This window comes from Mycolicibacterium sediminis (assembly GCF_010731735.1).
In the GTDB taxonomy this organism is placed as follows: Bacteria; Actinomycetota; Actinomycetes; order Mycobacteriales; family Mycobacteriaceae; genus Mycobacterium; species Mycobacterium sediminis.
The window spans coordinates 3,617,447-3,634,263 of the sequence record NZ_AP022588.1; the positions used below are offsets into that span (position 1 = coordinate 3,617,447).

Annotated in this window: 18 protein-coding genes and 1 pseudogene; 14 read left to right on the forward strand and 5 right to left on the reverse strand. The window is 70.8% G+C overall.

Features of this window, described 5'->3' with window-relative positions; all coding sequences use genetic code 11:
- Positions 1 to 60: 60 nt before the first annotated feature.
- The 5 genes from infB to G6N64_RS17265 all read left to right on the forward strand — a co-directional run bounded on the left by infB (position 61) and on the right by G6N64_RS17265 (position 6,085).
- Complete coding sequence (infB, locus tag G6N64_RS17245) at positions 61 to 2,889, forward strand: translation initiation factor IF-2 (RefSeq protein ID WP_163798141.1); 2,829 nt, start codon at positions 61 to 63, stop codon at positions 2,887 to 2,889.
- Positions 2,889 to 3,416, forward strand: coding sequence for a 30S ribosome-binding factor RbfA (rbfA, locus tag G6N64_RS17250; RefSeq protein WP_163798143.1), 528 nt, complete (start codon positions 2,889 to 2,891; stop codon positions 3,414 to 3,416). Before infB ends, rbfA begins: the two co-directional genes overlap by 1 nt.
- Positions 3,391 to 4,392 carry a DHH family phosphoesterase gene (locus tag G6N64_RS17255; RefSeq protein WP_163798145.1) on the forward strand — a complete coding sequence of 334 codons (1,002 nt, stop codon included), beginning with the start codon at positions 3,391 to 3,393 and terminating at the stop codon, positions 4,390 to 4,392. Before rbfA ends, G6N64_RS17255 begins: the two co-directional genes overlap by 26 nt.
- A gap of 8 nt (positions 4,393 to 4,400) precedes the next feature.
- Entirely contained in the window at positions 4,401 to 5,726 is a 1,326-nt protein-coding gene (locus G6N64_RS17260) for an MATE family efflux transporter (protein ID WP_163798147.1), read from the forward strand.
- Between the two features lie 194 nt (positions 5,727 to 5,920).
- Positions 5,921 to 6,085 (forward strand): hypothetical protein, encoded by a 165-nt coding sequence (locus G6N64_RS17265; protein ID WP_163798149.1) that lies wholly within the window; start codon positions 5,921 to 5,923, stop codon positions 6,083 to 6,085.
- Between the two features lie 64 nt (positions 6,086 to 6,149).
- Here G6N64_RS17265 and G6N64_RS17270 read toward each other — a convergent pair whose 3' ends face one another.
- Positions 6,150 to 6,911 (reverse strand): enoyl-CoA hydratase, encoded by a 762-nt coding sequence (locus G6N64_RS17270; protein ID WP_163798151.1) that lies wholly within the window; start codon positions 6,909 to 6,911, stop codon positions 6,150 to 6,152.
- Positions 6,912 to 6,941: 30 nt separating this feature from the next.
- On the opposite strand from G6N64_RS17270, the gene G6N64_RS17275 reads away from it, so the two are divergent.
- Both G6N64_RS17275 and G6N64_RS17280 read left to right on the forward strand, forming a co-directional pair.
- Complete coding sequence (locus tag G6N64_RS17275; RefSeq protein ID WP_163798153.1) at positions 6,942 to 7,223, forward strand: DUF2277 domain-containing protein; 282 nt, start codon at positions 6,942 to 6,944, stop codon at positions 7,221 to 7,223.
- Positions 7,220 to 7,768, forward strand: coding sequence for a DUF1802 family protein (locus G6N64_RS17280; protein WP_163798155.1), 549 nt, complete (start codon positions 7,220 to 7,222; stop codon positions 7,766 to 7,768). The genes G6N64_RS17275 and G6N64_RS17280 overlap by 4 nt, the downstream gene beginning before the upstream one ends.
- Here the strand turns inward: G6N64_RS17280 and G6N64_RS17285 are convergent.
- Both G6N64_RS17285 and G6N64_RS17290 read right to left on the reverse strand, forming a co-directional pair.
- A complete protein-coding gene (locus G6N64_RS17285; protein WP_246230689.1) occupies positions 7,757 to 9,424 on the reverse strand; it encodes a CocE/NonD family hydrolase in 1,668 nt (555 codons plus the stop codon). The two genes, G6N64_RS17280 and G6N64_RS17285, sit on opposite strands and share 12 nt — an antisense overlap.
- A gap of 37 nt (positions 9,425 to 9,461) precedes the next feature.
- Positions 9,462 to 10,046 (reverse strand): DUF3558 domain-containing protein, encoded by a 585-nt coding sequence (locus tag G6N64_RS17290; RefSeq protein ID WP_163801892.1) that lies wholly within the window; start codon positions 10,044 to 10,046, stop codon positions 9,462 to 9,464.
- Between the two features lie 153 nt (positions 10,047 to 10,199).
- On the opposite strand from G6N64_RS17290, the gene G6N64_RS17295 reads away from it, so the two are divergent.
- The 3 genes from G6N64_RS17295 to truB are packed head-to-tail and all read left to right on the forward strand — an operon-like array spanning position 10,200 to position 12,735.
- Positions 10,200 to 11,189, forward strand: coding sequence for an ACP phosphodiesterase PptH (locus G6N64_RS17295; RefSeq protein ID WP_409370735.1), 990 nt, complete (start codon positions 10,200 to 10,202; stop codon positions 11,187 to 11,189).
- The gene (gene pptT / locus G6N64_RS17300) at positions 11,186 to 11,848 is read left to right on the forward strand and encodes a 4'-phosphopantetheinyl transferase PptT (RefSeq protein WP_163798157.1); all 663 of its coding nucleotides are present in this window, start codon (positions 11,186 to 11,188) and stop codon (positions 11,846 to 11,848) included. The genes G6N64_RS17295 and pptT overlap by 4 nt, the downstream gene beginning before the upstream one ends.
- Positions 11,803 to 12,735 carry a tRNA pseudouridine(55) synthase TruB gene (gene truB / locus G6N64_RS17305; RefSeq protein WP_163798159.1) on the forward strand — a complete coding sequence of 311 codons (933 nt, stop codon included), beginning with the start codon at positions 11,803 to 11,805 and terminating at the stop codon, positions 12,733 to 12,735. The genes pptT and truB overlap by 46 nt, the downstream gene beginning before the upstream one ends.
- Positions 12,736 to 12,738: 3 nt before the next feature.
- On the opposite strand, the gene G6N64_RS17310 is transcribed toward truB, so the two are convergent.
- Positions 12,739 to 13,170 (reverse strand): type II toxin-antitoxin system Rv0910 family toxin, encoded by a 432-nt coding sequence (locus G6N64_RS17310; protein WP_163798161.1) that lies wholly within the window; start codon positions 13,168 to 13,170, stop codon positions 12,739 to 12,741.
- Between the two features lie 179 nt (positions 13,171 to 13,349).
- Between G6N64_RS17310 and G6N64_RS17315 the strand changes: the two are divergent.
- A pseudogene (locus G6N64_RS17315) lies at positions 13,350 to 13,889 on the forward strand (TetR/AcrR family transcriptional regulator); the annotation flags it as partial.
- A 164-nt stretch (positions 13,890 to 14,053) separates the two neighbouring features.
- Here G6N64_RS17315 and mntR read toward each other — a convergent pair.
- Complete coding sequence (gene mntR, locus G6N64_RS17320; RefSeq protein WP_163798163.1) at positions 14,054 to 14,758, reverse strand: manganese-binding transcriptional regulator MntR; 705 nt, start codon at positions 14,756 to 14,758, stop codon at positions 14,054 to 14,056.
- 80 nt (positions 14,759 to 14,838) lie between these two features.
- On the opposite strand from mntR, the gene G6N64_RS17325 reads away from it, so the two are divergent.
- The 3 genes from G6N64_RS17325 (at position 14,839) to lppU (ending at position 16,719) form a co-directional block, all read left to right on the forward strand.
- Positions 14,839 to 15,816 (forward strand): bifunctional riboflavin kinase/FAD synthetase, encoded by a 978-nt coding sequence (locus tag G6N64_RS17325; RefSeq protein WP_163798165.1) that lies wholly within the window; start codon positions 14,839 to 14,841, stop codon positions 15,814 to 15,816.
- A 130-nt stretch (positions 15,817 to 15,946) separates the two neighbouring features.
- Complete coding sequence (rpsO, locus tag G6N64_RS17330) at positions 15,947 to 16,216, forward strand: 30S ribosomal protein S15 (RefSeq protein ID WP_163798167.1); 270 nt, start codon at positions 15,947 to 15,949, stop codon at positions 16,214 to 16,216.
- An 8-nt stretch (positions 16,217 to 16,224) separates the two neighbouring features.
- Positions 16,225 to 16,719 (forward strand): LppU family putative lipoprotein, encoded by a 495-nt coding sequence (gene lppU, locus G6N64_RS17335; RefSeq protein WP_163798169.1) that lies wholly within the window; start codon positions 16,225 to 16,227, stop codon positions 16,717 to 16,719.
- Positions 16,720 to 16,817 lie beyond the last annotated feature (98 nt).

Here is a 16,817-nt window from a genome sequence, read left to right on the forward strand (position 1 = left end):
GCGTCATAGCTAAACCCGAGGCGCGGCCACCCACCGCCGTGTCTCCAGACAGGAGATGTAGTGGCAGGCAAGGCCCGCGTGCACGAGTTGGCAAAGGAACTCGGTGTCACCAGCAAGGAAGTACTCGCTCGTCTGAGTGAGCAAGGCGAATTCGTCAAGTCGGCGTCCTCCACCGTGGAGGCCCCCGTCGCGCGCCGGCTACGTGAGGCGCTGGGCGGCGGCAAGCCCGCCAAGGCCCCGTCGGGCAACGGATCCGCAGCACCCGCGACACCCTCGTCGCCCAAGCCCGCAGCCCCCCGGCCCACCTCGGACGGCGCCGTCTCCACGGCCCCGAAGCCAGGTGGCCCCAAGCCGGCTGCGCCGGCACCGGCCACCGCAGCGGCGCCCCCGGCACCGCCCGCCGCCCCTCCGGCGGCTCCGCCCGCTCCCGCGGCACCTCCGGCAGCACCGGCCGCGCCCGCCGCACCTGCGGCAGCCGCACAGCCCGCCGCCGGCGAGGCCCCCCGCGCAGCAGGCCCGACCCCCGGTCCCCGGCCCGGTGCGCCCAAGCCCGCCGCGCGCACGCCGCGCGTCGGCAACAACCCCTTCTCGTCGCAGCAGCCGGTCGAACGGCCCGCTCCGCGTCCCGGCGCGGCAGGCCCCGGTGGGCCCCGTCCCGCAGCGGGCCCCGGTGGTCCGCGTCCCGGTGGCGGTCCCCGTCCCGGCGCGACGCCCGGCAACATGCCCCCGCGCCCGCCCGGCGCACGACCCGGTGCCATGGGTCGTCCCGGTGGTCCGCGTCCCGCTCCCGGCGGCCGTGGTCCCGGTGGCGGTGGCGGTCGCCCGGGTGGTCCTCCCGGTGCCGGCGGTGGCGGTAACTACCGCGGCGGCGGCGCCGGCGGTGGCGGCGGAGCCCCGGCTGGTGCCGGCGGCGGATTCCGCGGTCGTCCCGGCGGCGGTGGCGGCGGTGGTCGTCCCGGCCAGCGCGGCGGAGCTGCCGGTGCGTTCGGTCGTCCCGGCGGCGCGGTCCGTCGTGGCCGCAAGTCGAAGCGGGCAAAACGCGCCGAGTACGAGAACATGCAGGCACCGGTCGTCGGTGGCGTGCGGTTGCCACACGGCAACGGCGAGGTCATCCGGCTCGCCCGCGGCGCGTCCCTGGTGGACTTCGCCGACAAGATCAACGCCAACCCGGCCTCGCTGGTGCAGGCGCTGTTCAACCTCGGTGAGATGGTCACCGCCACGCAGTCGGTGGACGACTCGACGCTGGAGCTGCTCGGCGGCGAGATGAACTACGTCGTCCAGGTCGTGTCGCCGGAGGACGAGGACCGCGAGCTGCTGCAGTCGTTCGACCTCACCTACGGCGAGGACGAGGGCGGCGAGGACGACCTCGAGTTCCGTCCGCCGGTGGTCACCGTCATGGGTCACGTCGACCACGGCAAGACCCGCCTGCTGGACACGATCCGCAACGCCACCGTCCGCGAGGGCGAGGCCGGCGGCATCACCCAGCACATCGGCGCCTACCAGGTCCTCACCGAACTGGAGGGCAACGAGCGGCTCGTCACCTTCATCGACACCCCCGGCCACGAGGCGTTCACCGCCATGCGTGCCCGTGGTGCGAAGGCCACCGACATCGCGATCCTGGTGGTCGCGGCCGACGACGGCGTCATGCCGCAGACGGTGGAGGCCATCAACCACGCGCAGGCCGCCGACGTGCCGATCGTGGTCGCGGTCAACAAGATCGACAAGGAGGGCGCCGACCCGAGCAAGATCCGGGCACAGCTCACCGAGTACAACCTCGTCGCCGAGGAGTACGGCGGCGACACGATGTTCGTCGACATCTCGGCCAAGCAGGGCACCAACATCGACGCCCTGCTGGAAGCGGTGATCCTCACCGCCGACGCGTCGCTGGACCTCCGGGCCAACCCGGACATGGAGGCGCAGGGCGTGGCGATCGAGGCACACCTCGACCGTGGCCGCGGTCCCGTCGCCACCGTGCTCATCCAGCGCGGCACCCTGCGTGTCGGCGACTCGATCGTGGCGGGCGACGCCTACGGCCGCGTCCGTCGCATGGTCGACGAGCACGGCGAGGACGTCGCCGAGGCGCTGCCGTCCCGTCCCGTCCAGGTCATCGGCTTCACGTCGGTGCCCGGTGCGGGTGACAACCTGCTGGTCGTCGACGAGGACCGGATCGCCCGTCAGATCGCGGACCGCCGAAGTGCACGCAAGCGCAACGCGCTCGCCGCACGGACGCGCAAGCGCATCAGCCTGGACGACCTGGACGCCGCGCTGAAGGAGACCAGCCAGCTCAACCTGATCCTGAAGGGCGACAACTCCGGCACCGTGGAGGCGCTGGAGGAGGCCCTGCTCGGGATCGAGATCGACGACGAGGTGGAGCTGCGCGTCATCGACCGCGGTGTCGGTGGCGTCACCGAGACCAACGTCAACCTGGCGTCGGCCTCGAACGCGATCATCATCGGGTTCAACGTGCGCTCCGAGGGCAAGGCCACCGAGCTGGCCAACCGCGAAGGCGTGGACATCCGGTACTACTCGGTGATCTACCAGGCGATCGACGAGATCCAGAGTGCGCTGCGAGGCATGCTCAAGCCGATCTACGAGGAGAAGGAACTCGGCCGCGCCGAGATCCGCGCGATCTTCCGCAGTTCGAAGGTCGGCAACATCGCCGGTTGCCTCGTCACGTCGGGCATCATGCGGCGCAACGCCAAGGCGCGTCTGCTGCGTGACAACATCGTGGTCGCCGAGACCGTCACCATCTCGTCGCTGAAGCGCGAGAAGGACGATGCCACGGAGGTGCGCGACGGCTACGAATGTGGTCTGACGCTCACCTACAACGACATCAAGGAAGGCGACGTCATCGAGGCGTACGAACTCGTCGAGAAAGCACGTACCTGATGGTCGATGTCGGACGGGCCCGCAGGCTCTCCAAGCGCATCGGCACGGTCGTGGCCTCGGCCATCGAGTTCGAGATCAAGGATCCCCCGTTGGCCTTCGTGACCGTCACGGACACGAAGGTCACGGGAGACCTTCACGACGCGACGGTGTACTACACCGTCCGCGGCGAGACGCTGCAGGACGAACCCGACTATGCGGGTGCGGCGGCGGCCCTCGAGCGGGCGAGGGGGATCCTCCGGAGCAAGGTCGGTGCGGCCACCGGTGTGCGGTTCACCCCGACGCTGGCGTTCGTGCTCGACAAGGTGCCGGAGACTTCGGCGCACATGGAGGAACTCCTGGCCCGTGCGCGGGCCGCGGATGCGGACCTCGCGCGGATCCGCGAGGGGGCCACACCGGCCGGCGAGGCCGACCCGTACCGTGTGTCCGGGGGAGACGAATCGGACGGGGAGGCAGACGTGCTTGACCGAGAGATGTCCGCTGAGTTCGACCCCGAGGACGCCCGTGACCGCGATCGAACCGACGACTGAGTCGCCCGCTGCGGCGAACCGCGTCGACGCGCACGGGGCCGCGGCCCTCCTCGGGGCAGCCGCGAGCGTGGCCGTCGTCTGCCACGTCTTCCCCGACGCCGACACCATCGGCGCGGGGCTGGCGCTCGCGTTGGTCCTCGAGCGGTCCGGCAAGTCGGTCCAGGTGGCGTTCGCCGCACCCGCCGACCTGCCCGAATCCCTGCAGTCGCTGCCCGGTGGCCACCTCCTGGTGGCGCCGTCGGAGATGCGCGGTGATCCCGACCTCGTCGTGACCGTCGACATCCCGAGCGTGAACCGGCTCGGCGCCCTGGCCGGTCTGGCCGACGCCGACCGCGAGGTCCTGGTGATCGATCACCACGCCTCCAACCGGCTCTTCGGCACCGCCAACTACGTCGACTCGTCGGCCGACTCGACGACGATGATGGTCGCGGAGCTGCTCGACGCCTGGGACGAGCCGATCGACCGGCCCGTCGCGCACTGCCTCTACGCCGGTCTCACCACCGACACCGGGTCGTTCCGCTGGGCCTCGGCGCGGGCGCACCGCCTGGCCGCTCGGCTCGTCGAACTCGGCGTCGACAACGCGTCGATCAGTCGCACCCTCCTCGACACCCACCCGTTCTCCTGGCTCCCGCTGCTCTCTCGGGTGCTGGCGACGGCGTGCCTGGTGCCCGCCGCCGTCGGAGGCCTCGGCTTCGTCTACGCCGTCGTGCCCCACCGGGAGCTGGCCAACGCTCGGCCCGAGGAGGTGGAGAGCATCGTCGACATCGTGCGGACCACCTCCCAGGCCGAAGTGGCCGCGGTGCTCAAGGAGATCGAACCCGAGCAGTGGTCGGTGTCGATGCGCGCCAAGTCGGAAGTCGACCTCGCGGCGGTCGCCAGCGGCTTCGGCGGCGGAGGGCACCGTCTGGCCGCCGGCTTCTCGGCCACCGGGCCCGCGGACGACGTCGTCAAGGCGCTAACCCATGCCCTCGGCTGACCCGGGACTTGGCTGAGCCCGCCGACCTGCCGCCGGCGACGGGTCGCCGCATCGCCGGTCTCGCCTTCCCCGCGCTCGGCGTGCTGGCCGCAGAACCGCTCTACCTGCTGTTCGACCTCGCGGTGGTCGGTCGCCTCGGGGCGCTCGCCATCGCGGGTCTCGCCATCGGCGGCCTGGTGCTGTCGCTGGTGTCCTCGCAGCTGAACTTCCTCTCCTACGGGACGACGGCGCGCTCGGCGCGCTACTTCGGTGCGGGCGACCGCACGTCGGCCATCCGGGAGGGCGTGCAGGCCACCTGGCTCGCGGTGGGGATCGGGGTGGTCGTCGTCGCGGTGGTGCAGGTGGCGGCGACGCCGATCGTGACGGTCATCGCCGACGGTGGCGACATCGCCGCGGAGGCGCTGCCGTGGCTGCGGATCGCGATCTTCGGCGCCCCCGCCATCCTGATCTCGTTGGCGGGCAACGGCTGGATGCGCGGCGTGCAGGACACGGTGCGACCGCTGCGCTACGTCGTGACGGGGTTCGCGGTGTCGGCGGTCCTGTGCCCGCTGCTGGTGTACGGCTGGCTGGGCATGCCACGGCTCGAGCTGGCCGGGTCGGCGGTGGCCAACCTGGTCGGACAGTGGTGGGCGGCGCTGCTGTTCTGCCGCGCGCTGCTCGTGGAGCGGGTGCCCCGGCGCGTCGACGTCGGCATCCTGCGCGCCCAGGTGGTCATGGGCCGCGACCTTATGGTGCGCACGTTGGCCTTCCAGGCGTGCTTCGTCTCGGCCGCCGCGGTCGCCGCGCGCTTCGGTGCTGCCGCCGTCGCGGCACACCAGGTGGTGCTGCAGCTGTGGAGTTTCCTTGCGCTGGTACTTGATTCGCTGGCGATCGCGGCACAGTCCCTCGTCGGCGCGGCGCTGGGCGCGGGCCACCTGGCGCATGCGAAGTCGGTGGCGTGGCGGGTGACGGTGTTCTCCGCGCTGGCCGGGGTGCTGCTCGCCGCGTCGTTCGCGCTGGGCGCCACGGTGGTGCCGACGCTGTTCACCAGCGACCGTGCCGTCCTCGACGAGATCGGGGTGCCGTGGTGGTTCTTGGTCGCCCAGCTGCCCGTCGCGGGAGTCGTGTTCGCGCTCGACGGCGTGCTGCTCGGCGCGGGGGACGCGAAGTTCATGCGCAACGCCACGCTGGCCAGCGCGCTCGTCGGGTTCCTGCCGCTGATCTGGTTGTCGCTGGTGTTCGGCTGGGGGCTACTCGGGATCTGGTCCGGGCTCACCACGTTCATGGTGCTGCGCCTGGCGTTCGTCGGATGGCGCGCCGTCTCCGGCCGTTGGCTGGTGGCCGGCACCGCCTGAGGTGGTGAGCGCTCCTCCCGCGAGCGTGCTCCCCGCAAGCGGGGTGCCCCAGTCTGCGGGCGACACGCCGCGTCCGCACCTGACTCTGCGCACGCTCGCGGGTCCGATGCCTTCGGCAGGCAGGGAGTCACCGGGGCGGAGTGCCGGTGACCGCCACACAGCTCGTCGACTGGGAATCGTTCAATCCGTGACCCGTGACCATGTCCACCGCCGGCTACCGCTTCGACGTCAAGGTCGAGATCTTCGACGAAGACGTTCGGGCGAGCGATGCCGTGCTCCGCTCGAAACCGTACAGCGGCGCCAACAGGACCGGGTCCTGCCCAGCAAGCGCCCCTGACGTTCTCCGCGAGCGTGCGTGAAGTCGTCGTCGAGCCCGGCGTGTCGCCCGCAGACACGCACGCTCGCCGAAGAGGGGAGAGCGGCTCAGCGCACCTGCGCGCGACCCCGTTCGAACACGGCGGCCCGGCTCTCGGCCACGTCGTCGCCGCTGGTCTCGCGCATCCACCGGGTCGCCGACTGCGCCTCCAGCCACAGCCCGGCGCCGGTCTGCTCGTCGTCGATGCGGTGGTAGGACTCGAGCAGCGCTCGGACCGCCCGCGGGTTGTTGCCGACGATCGACGCGGCCACCCGGCGCGCGGCGGGCAGCAGATCGTCGTGCGGCACCACCTCGGTGACCAGCCCGGTACGCAGCGCCTCCTGGGCGGACAGGTAGTCGCCGGTCAGGCTCATCCGGCGGGCCATGCCGATGCCGACCTTCTGCGGCAGCCGCACGGACAGCCCCCAGGTCGGCAGCAGGCCGACGCGGGCGTGGGTGTCGGCGAACCGCGCGTGCTCGGAGGCGATCAGGATGTCGCAGTAGAGCGCCAGTTCGAGCCCACCGGTGACGGCGGCGCCGTTGATCGCGCCGATGACCGGCGTGCGCATCGAGGGCCACTTCGGCGAGATGTCGGGCAGCTGGGTGCTGCCACCGAGTTCCTTGAGGTCCAGACCCGCGCAGAACACCGGGTCCGCGCCGGTGAGGATCACCACGTCGACGTCGTCGTCGGCCTCCGCGTCGTGCAGCGCGGCGTAGAACGCGGTCCGCAGTTCCGACGACAGCGCGTTGCGCGCCTGCGGTCGGTTCAGCGTCAGCGTGCGCACGCGGTCGGTGGTGTCGATCAGCAGGACGTCGGTGGTGTCGGGCACGAGGCCACCGTAGCGACCTATCGTTGAGGCATGTGCCGGAACATCACCGAGCTGCGCGGCCTCGAACCCGCAGCCACCGACGAAGAGATCGAGGCGGCCGCACGGCAGTACGTCCGCAAGGTCAGCGGGATCACCCGCCCGACGGCGGCCAACGAAGACGTGTTCGAGGTCGCCGTCGCCGAGGTCACCGCGACCACCCTGCGCCTGCTCTCGGCGCTGCCGCCGCGCCGTCAGCCGCCCAAGACCGTGCCACCGCTGCGCCGGCCCGAGGTGCGCGCCCGCATCGAGGCCCGCGCGGCCAGGGTGGAGTGAGCACACCCGCGCTCAAGGAGTGGAGCGCCGCCGTCCACGCCATGCTCGACGGTCGGCAGACGGTCCTGCTGCGCAAGGGCGGCATCGGCGAGAAGCGCTTCGACCTGACGGCATCGGAGTTCGTGTTCTTCCCGACCATCGCGCACGGTCACGCCGAACGCGTGCGTCCGGAACACCGCGACCTGCTCGACGCGTCCGCCCCGGACAGTACGGAGGCCGCCGTCGTCGTTCGCGCGGGCGCGAGGGTCGTCGGCGCCGTTGCCGTCGAGCGCCCGGAGGGACTGGACGCGATCGCCGGTCACCACATCTGGACCAGCGAATCCGTGCGTGCCGACCGCCTCGACTTCCGGCCCCGACACCGACTCACCGTCCTCGTGGTCGCGGTGCGGCCACTCGTCACGCCGAGGACGCTGGTGCGCACGCCCGACTACGCCGGGTGCACCAGCTGGGTGGGCCTGCCGCTCGACCCTGAGTGGGGCGATCCCGTCGTCGACGACGCACGCCTGGCCGACGTCGCCGAGCAGGTCCGGTCGTCAGTCGGCTGAGGGACTGCCCACCGGCAGTACGAGGGTCGACAGCCCGCCCGCGCCGTGATGGACGGTGTGCGTGGCCGTCGCCATCCGCGTCCCGGTGGCGACGGGTTCGTCGGTGCCGAGGTTGCGCACGAAGCGAGGGTGGGAACCGCCGGCCACCAGCAGCCGGATCCGCGACCCGGCGGTGAACCGGTGGGCGACGTCGTCGAGTTCGAGGCGGACGGTGCCCGACGACGCGGAATCGCCTACCAGCCGCCGGAAGCCGTCGGTCACGTTGTGCGAGCGTCCCGCTGCGTCGACCTCGCTGACGCGGACGAAGACGTCGTTGTGGGGGTTGTCGCAGGAGTGCGCCAGTTCGACCACCGGGGTGCCGAGGACGTACAGGTCGTCGGTCAGTTCGGCGCCGGTGAACTCGGCGACGTCACTGCGGAGCGCCAGCGCACCGTCGTCGCGGTACCCGCCCTGCGGGGAGAGCAGCCGGCCGCCGATGGTCGGCGTGGGGTCGGACGGATCGAAGGTGAACGTCGAGGGAGCCGCCCCGTCGTCGGGCGCGGTGCCCGAGAGGCCATGTGCGGGAGTGAGATACAGCGTCTGCGCGGTGGTCGCCGGCGGCCAGTCGGGCAGGTCTATCCAGCCGCTGCGGTGCACGTGCGCGTGGACCCGCGCACGGGGCGTGGCGGGCCGGCCCGCGAGGTGTTCGTCGAGCCAGTTCAGCGATTCCCGGAGCACGATCGGCGCACCCTTGGTCATCACCTGGGCGTGCGTCCAGGACCCGACCGTGAGCGCGGTGGGCACCCCGCGGTCGCGCAGGTGTGCGTACTGGGCGAGGGTCTGTTCGAGGAACAGGTCCTGCCAGCCGCCGATCAGCAGCACCGGGACGTTCACCCGGTCGAGCGCGTCGCCCAGGCTTACCCGGTTCCAGAACTCCGGATCGCTATCGGGATCGGTGATCCACGACTCCCACCACGCCCCGCCGGAGCCGAGCAGGGTGCGGCCCGACTCGCCGATCGGGGCCTGTGTCGCCGTGCGTTTCACGACCGCGTTCGCGCGTGCCTGGCGCACGATCTGGCGGACCTGGCCCACCTCCTCCTGCCGCGACACCATGTCGCTCCAGCCGAGGAAGTCGTTGACGGTGAACGCGCCGGTACCCCAGGTGGCCCGGCTGAAGTCGTGCGGGCCCACGGTGATGATGGCGGCCGACAACTCCGGCGGCGGGTCCATCAGCAGCGCCCACTGCGTGAACCCGAGGTAGGACAACCCCATCGTCGCGAACGTGCCGGTGAACCACGGCTGATGGCGCAGCCACTCGACGGTGTCGGCGCCGTCGGCGACCTCGTCGACCATGGGGGAGAAGACGCCGCCCGATCCGTAAGTGCCACGCACGCTCTGGAACACGACGTGATAGCCGCGGGTGGCGTACACCGAGCCGAAGAAGGCGGCGAACGGGAAGCCGCGACCGTACGGCGCGCGGACCAGGATGGTGCCCGCGGGCGACGGCGTCAGCGGCTCGTAGTGGTCGGCGATCAGGTCCACGCCGTCGCGCATGGGCACGCGCACGCCGCGGTGGACCTCGAGACCCGTCGTGGGGGACGGGATGGACAGGGCGCGGGCGAGGACCCTGGCCGTCAGCGGCGGACGGCTCGTCGACGCGCTCGGAGTGGAGGACACGTCTGCAGGTTACGCACGCCGCGATCGCGGGCGCGGCTCAGAACGTGTAGTACGGAACCAGTTCGTTGGCGCGCTGCAGGTTGGTCTGCAGGCAGTCGACGTCATCGGCGGAGTACACCGGGGCGTAGAACAGCGACTGCTGCAGGACGCCGTAGCTGGTCTTGAAGGCGATCATGCACGTGATCCAGAACCGGCTATTGCGCTCGGTGGGCTTCATGATCCAGAACTGGGCGGCGCGGTGTCCCTGGACGTCGAGTTCGACGGCGTCGGCGGGCAGGGTCTGCTCGTAGGTTCGCCACACGAACGCCTCGACGGCCATCTGGTAGTTGCCCGCGTCGTAGTGGCAGCGCAACCCGTCCTCGGGGATCGGCGGGGTGAAGCCGATGCCGATCCGCTTGACGACGTCGAGGGGGATCTCGGCGCACGGATCGAACGGCTTGGGGTCGACGGTCTCGATGACCGGCCACTTGATCGTCGACGACACCCCACTGAGCGGCGCGGACGTCGACCGCAGATCGACCCGCTCGCCCGCCCCGCCGGTCAGCGGGTTGGTCTGAGCGACCACGACGACGGCGACCACCAGTGCGCACGCCGCGGACAGGACCCGCAGTCTGGCGGTCAGTCGCATTCGGTGCGCTCCTCGCGGTCGTGTGGCCCTCGATGGTTGGGCCTGCCGGGAGTGTACAAGTCCGTGACCCCGATCACGACGGTAAACGAGAACAGGTTCTAGTTGCCGGGTGAGGCCACCGCCGATGCGCAAGTAGGCTGGACGGTTGTGTCTGCGCCAACATCCAAAGATCGAGAATCCGTCTCGGAGCCGCCCCGTCGGCGACCCACGCTGTGGGCGGTCAGCGACCTGCACATCGGGCACATGGGCAACAAGCCGGTCACCGAGTCGCTGTATCCAGCCACGCCGGACGACTGGCTGATCGTCGCGGGCGACGTCGCCGAACGCACCGACGAGATCCGCTGGTCGCTCGACCTGCTGCGCAAGCGGTTCGCGAAGGTCATCTGGGTGCCCGGCAACCACGAGTTGTGGACCACCAACAAGGACCCGATGCAGATCTTCGGGCGCAGCCGCTACGACTACCTCGTCAACATGTGCGACGAGATGGGCATCGTGACCCCGGAGCATCCGTTCCCGGTGTGGGAGGCGGAGGGCGGCCCGGCGACGATCGTGCCGATGTTCCTGCTCTACGACTACAGCTTCCTGCCCGAGGGGACGGCGACCAAGGCGGAGGGGCTGGCCGTCGCGCGGGAGCGCAACGTCGTCGGCACCGACGAGTTCCTGCTCTCCGCGGAGCCGTATGCGACCCGCGACGCCTGGTGCCGGGATCGGGTCAGCGCCACCCGCAAGAAGCTCGAGGACCTCGACTGGATGACGCCGACCATCCTGGTCAACCACTTCCCGCTGGTGCGCGAACCCTGCGACGCGATGTTCTATCCCGAGTTCGCGATGTGGTGCGGCACGACGGCGACCGCCGACTGGCACACCCGGTACAACGCGATCTGCTCGGTGTACGGGCACCTGCACATCCCGCGCACCACCTGGTACGACGGCGTCCGGTTCGAAGAGGTGTCGGTCGGCTACCCGCGGGAGTGGCGGCGCCGCAAGCCGTATCGCTGGCTTCGGCAGATCCTGCCGGACCCGCAGTACCCGCCCGGCTACCTGAACGACTTCGGCGGGCACTTCGAGATCACCTCCGAGATGCGGGAGAGCGTCCAGAAGATGGAACAGAAGATCAAGGACCGGCGGTCCCGATGAGCGCGCTGCTGTCGGCGGTCCTGCCCGCCGGGGTGGCATCGGCCGAGCTGTACTCCGATCCGGACGGTCTGGTGCCGCTGCCGGAGGAGGAGGCGCTCATCCAGCGCGCGGTGGCCAAGCGTCGCAACGAGTTCGTCACCGTGAGGTACTGCGCACGTCAGGCGCTCGACGAACTCGGCGTGGCTCCGGTGCCGATCCTCAAGGGCGACAAGGGCGAACCGTGCTGGCCCGAGGGCGTGGTCGGCAGCCTCACGCACTGTGAGGGGTTTCGCGGCGCGGTGGTGGGACGTGCCACCGACGTCCGGTCGGTCGGCATCGACGCCGAACCGCACGGCGTGCTGCCGACGGGAGTGCTGGACGCCGTCAGCCTGCCCGCCGAGCGTCACGCGATCGCGGGCCTCGCCCGCGGACTGCACTGGGACCGAATCCTGTTCTGCGCCAAGGAGGCGACGTACAAGGCGTGGTTCCCGCTGACGCACCGCTGGCTCGGCTTCGAGGACGCGCACATCGCCTTCGAGGTCGACGGGTCGGGGTCGGCGGGCACGTTCGCGTCGCGCATCCTCGTCGACCCCGCGGCCGAACACGGCCCGCCGCTCGAGCTGCTGCGGGGCCGATGGTCGGTGCGCGACGGGCTCGTCCTCACGGCGATCGTGCTGTGACGGCGCCTCCTGCGCCGGGCATCGTCGTCGTCGACAAGCCCGGGGGGATGACGAGCCACGACGTCGTCGGGCGGTGCCGGCGCCTGTTCGGCACGCGCAAGGTCGGCCACGCGGGCACCCTCGATCCGATGGCGACCGGGGTGCTCGTCATCGGCATCGAACGTGCCACGAAGATCCTCGGACTCCTCACCGCCACCGACAAGTCCTACGCCGCCACCGTCCGGCTCGGCCAGTCCACGTCCACGGAAGACGCCGAAGGCGAACTGCTGCAGTCGATCCCGGCGGGCCACGTCACCGACGCCGCCATCGAAGACGCGGTCGCGGGCCTGCGCGGTGCCATCGACCAGGTGCCGTCGTCGGTCAGCGCGATCAAGGTCGACGGCGAGCGCGCCTACAAGCTGGCCCGGGAGGGCCGGTCGGTGGAACTGGCCGCCCGACCGGTGCGGATCTCGCGCTTCGACGTCGTGGCCGTCCGTCGCACCGGCGACCTCGTCGACGTCGACGTCGAGGTGGACTGCTCGTCGGGCACCTACGTGCGGGCCCTGGCGCGCGACGTCGGCGCCGCGCTCGGCGTGGGCGGCCACCTGACGGCCCTGCGCCGGACGCGGGTCGGGGGCTTCGGCCTCGACGTGGGACGCACCCTCGAGCAACTGGCCGACGAGCCGCGGCTGAGCCTGTCCCTGGACGAGGCGTGCCTGCTGGCGTTCCCGCGCCGGGAGTTGTCGGTGGAGGAGGCGGAGTCGGCCACGCACGGCAGGGCACTGGCGCCGGCCGGGATCGACGGAACGTACGCGGCCACCGCGCCCTCGGGTGACGTCGTGGCCCTGCTCGCCGACGACGGGGCGAAGACCACGTCGGTGGTGGTCATCCGGCCCGCGACGCTGTAGCCCTCAGGCGTACAGCTCCTCGAAGGTCCTGACCGAGCGCTCGATGTCACCCTTGACGGCGCGCGCGGCCCCCATCCCGATGGGCCCGAACAGGGGAGCCCCACCCAACTCGACCTTCACGCTGAACGCGCAGCCCTCCGCAGACGGCGACACCTTCATGGTGAGCGCGTACCTGGTGCCGCCCACGCCCTCGCCGGTGATCTCCAGCAGCTTCGGCGGATCGACCTTCTTGATGGTCCACGTGACGCGGTTGCGCATGCCCTTGGCGCCGGCGACGCCGACGATCTTCGTGCCGACCTCCAGGGTCTCCGGCAGGTCCGAGCGCCAGCCCTCGTGCATGGAGAGCCAGTCGCCGAGCGTCGACAGGTTCGACGCGTGTGCCCAGGCCTCGTCGGGGGACAACGCCAACTTCCGGGACAGCTCCAGTTTCGCCATGCACGGATAGTAGGGCCGCGCCGGCGTACGGCACCCCCGTCGTCGGAAGCCCCCGGTTACATGCCGTTCAGGAGGTAACCTGTCACGAACCCGCACGGGGAAGGGGGCCGCAGGTCAGCGCACGTGATGGCACGGAGGGGGCAGGCGCCCGGCGAACCCAGGCCGAGCGCAGCGCCGCCATGCGTCAGCGGCTGCTGGACGCCACCGTCGACTGTCTGGTGACCTACGGCTACGCCGGTACGACCACCCACCGCGTCGCCGAGGTGGCGGGCGTGACGCGCGGCGCGCAGATCCATCACTTCCGTGCCAAGGAGGACCTGGTGGTGGCGGCCATCGAGTATCTGGCGCAGCAGCGGGCGGAGAGCGTGGCCCGCGACCTGGCCGACGTACGCGAGAGCCCGGACCCCGCGGCCACGGTGCTCGACTTCCTGTGGGAGGCCCACCAGGGCCCGCTGTTCGTGGCGACCATCGAACTGTGGATCGCGGGCCGGACCGATCCGGTTCTCGCCGCTCAGATCCAGCGGGTCGAACCGGTCGTGAGCGGCGCGATGATCGCCGCCATCGGGCAGGTGCTCTCCGACCGTGCCGCCCGCAGGGACATGCGGCACGTGCTCTACACCGCGATGGACGCGCTGCGGGGCATCCTCATCGCGGACTTCGTGGACGACGACCCGGATCGCGCGCGTCGTCGGTGGGATCGGGCGAGCGCACGCTTCCGTCGCGACCTGCACGTCGCGCTCGCGGAACCCGAACCCCTCGCCGAGCCCGAACCCCTCGCCGAGCCCGCACCCCTCGTGGAGCGCGTCGAACTCCACCCCGAGGTTCGACCCGAGTCCGAACCCGATCCGCTTCCGGCCTGACCGGTTGCCACGCGGTCGGTGATCTAGCCGACGACCCAGATCGCTTCTGCCGCAGGGCTTCCGAGGTCCACCGTCGTGACGTCGTCGTCGTCGATCGACTCCGGCTTCTCGACCGCGACCGAGATCATCCCGGCGAAGTCGCGGCGCGCCAGTACCCGCAGGCGGGAGTCCAGGCTGATGCCGACGCTGTCGAAGTAGCGCAGCATCTCGGGGTCCGCGTCGGAGATCCGGGCGACGATGCCGGCGTCGCCGTCGTTGCACACCGAGAGCTGGCGCGCGGGCGGGGTCGGGACGTTGCCGTCGGCCGCCGGGATCGGGTCGCCGTGGGGGTCGCGGGTGGGGAAGCCGAGCTTGGCGTCGATGCGGTCGAGCATGCGGTCGGACACGGCGTGCTCGAGCACCTCGGCCTCGTCGTGCACCTCGTCCCAGCCGTACCCCAGCTCGTTGACGAGGAAGGTCTCCATCAGGCGGTGCCTGCGGACCATGCCCAGCGCGGCGCGTCGACCCGCGTCGGTCAGGGTGACGGCGCCGTACTTCTCGTGGTCGACCAGCCCCTGGTCGGCGAGCTTGCGGATCGACTCGGAGGCCGTGCTCGCCGACACCCCGATGCGCTCCGCCAGCATCTTGGTGCTGACCTTCTCGTGCGACCACTCCTGGGCGGTCCAGATGACCTTGAGGTAGTCCTGGGCGACCGACGACAGGTCGCGGGGGTTCTCGTCAGGACTCACGGTCATCGAGTTTAGGCATTCATCACCCCAACCGGGGATCCAGCGCGCCCGCGGGAGTCCGAGCGCCGTACGCTTGAGGTGTGCAGCGCTGGCGGGGTCAGGACGAGATCCCCACGGACTGGGGCCGATGTGTCGTCACCATCGGAGTGTTCGACGGGGTTCACCGCGGACACGCAGAGCTGATCAGCCATGCCGTGAAGGCGGCCCGGGCGCGTGACATCCCGGCGGTGCTGATGACGTTCGATCCGCACCCGATGGAGGTCGTCTTCCCGGGCAGCCATCCCGCCCAGCTGACGACCCTCACCCGGCGCGCTGAACTGGCAGAGGAACTCGGCGTCGACGTCTTCCTCGTCATGCCGTTCACCACCGACTTCATGAAGCTCACCCCCGAGCGCTACATCCACGAACTCCTGGTGGAGCGGCTGCACGTGGTGGAGGTGGTGGTCGGCGAGAACTTCACCTTCGGCAAGAAGGCCGCGGGCAACGTGGCGATGCTGCGCAAGGCGGGCGAGCGGTTCGGCTTCGCCGTCGAGGGCATCTCGCTGGTCGCCGAACACCACCGCGACGAGTCGGTCACCTTCTCGTCCACCTACATCCGGTCCTGCGTGGACGCCGGTGACATGGCCGCGGCCAGCGAGGCGCTGGGCCGGCCGCACCGCGTCGAGGGCGTGGTCGTCCGTGGCGACGGACGGGGCAGGGTGCTGGGCTTCCCGACGGCGAACGTCGCACCGCCGATGTACTCCGCCATCCCCGCCGACGGCGTCTACGCGGCCTGGTTCACGGTGCTGGGCCACGGCCCGGTCGTCGGCACTGTGACGCCGGGGGAGCGCTACCAGTCCGCGGTCTCGGTGGGCACCAACCCGACGTTCTCCGGACGGACCCGTACCGTCGAGGCCTTCGTCCTGGACAACGAGGCCGACCTCTACGGCCAGCACGTCGCCGTCGACTTCGTGTCAAGGGTGCGCGGGCAGGAGAAGTTCGACTCGGTAGACGAGCTGATCACCGCGATGGAGGGTGACGTGAGTCGGGCTCGGGCGATCCTCGCCGACAGCCTCTGAGCGGCCCGACGCGACGAATTCGCCTCGCGTCGCCGCCCTGTTAGACTCTCCGGCGACCCGGCACGCGCTGCAGTTCGCGGCGGCCGTGCGTAGAAATTCACCTTCGCGGACCAACAGATGGAGTAACTTCATGGCGCTCACCACCGAGCAGAAAAAAGAGATCCTCGGCCAGTACGGCCTGCACGACACCGATACGGGATCGCCCGAAGCCCAGGTCGCGATGCTGACCAAGCGCATCTCCGACCTCACCGAGCACCTGAAGACGCACAAGCACGACCACCACTCGCGTCGCGGCCTGCTGCTGCTCGTCGGCCGTCGCCGCCGCCTGCTCAAGTACGTCGCCGCCGTCGACGTCGCCCGCTACCGCTCGCTGATCGAGCGCCTCGGCCTGCGTCGCTGACGCTGGTGGTGCGCGGGCGTCTCCGCGCGGCCGTGGTCGTCGCCGCAGTGGCCGGCGCTCTGCTCACCGGCTGTTCGTCGGCGGCTGCCGCGGACATTCGGGTGGGTGACTGCCTGAAGGTGGGCGGCCCGCCCGACCGCCCCGAGGCGACCAGAGTCGAATGTGGCAGCACTGCATCGAACTTCCGTGTCATTGCGACCACGGAGAACACCGATGACTGCCCTTCCGACGCGGACTCGTACTACTCGACGAAGAGTTCGTTCAGCGGCGAGGGGAACACCATCTGCATGGACGTCGACTGGGTGGTCGGCGGCTGCATGAGCATCGACCCTGAGAACGACGCGGATCCCCTCCGGGTGGACTGCACGGACACCTCGGCGCCACACCGGCAGCGCGCCACGGAGATCCTGACCGACGTGGCCGACGCCGACCAGTGCGCCAGCGGCGTCGGCTACCCCTACGACCAACGTCAGTTCACGGTGTGCGTCGAGGACGTGCGCTGAGAGCAGGCCGAAGACCGCCACCTCGCGGGTCGGCGACCTGCCGCCATGTAACATGGACCTGTTTTGAGCCGTACGGCATCCGATCGGCTCGAGGCACG

Coding starts and splice junctions, on each gene's coding strand:
- rbfA (WP_163798143.1), top strand. CDS start 2,889: ATGGTCGATGTCGGACGGGCCCGCAGGCTCTCCAAGCGCATCGGCACG.
- G6N64_RS17310 (WP_163798161.1), bottom strand. CDS start 13,170: ATGGCGAAACTGGAGCTGTCCCGGAAGTTGGCGTTGTCCCCCGACGAG.
- truB (WP_163798159.1), top strand. CDS start 11,803: ATGGTCGGTGCGCGACGGGCTCGTCCTCACGGCGATCGTGCTGTGACG.
- G6N64_RS17275 (WP_163798153.1), top strand. CDS start 6,942: ATGTGCCGGAACATCACCGAGCTGCGCGGCCTCGAACCCGCAGCCACC.
- pptT (WP_163798157.1), top strand. CDS start 11,186: ATGAGCGCGCTGCTGTCGGCGGTCCTGCCCGCCGGGGTGGCATCGGCC.
- rpsO (WP_163798167.1), top strand. CDS start 15,947: ATGGCGCTCACCACCGAGCAGAAAAAAGAGATCCTCGGCCAGTACGGC.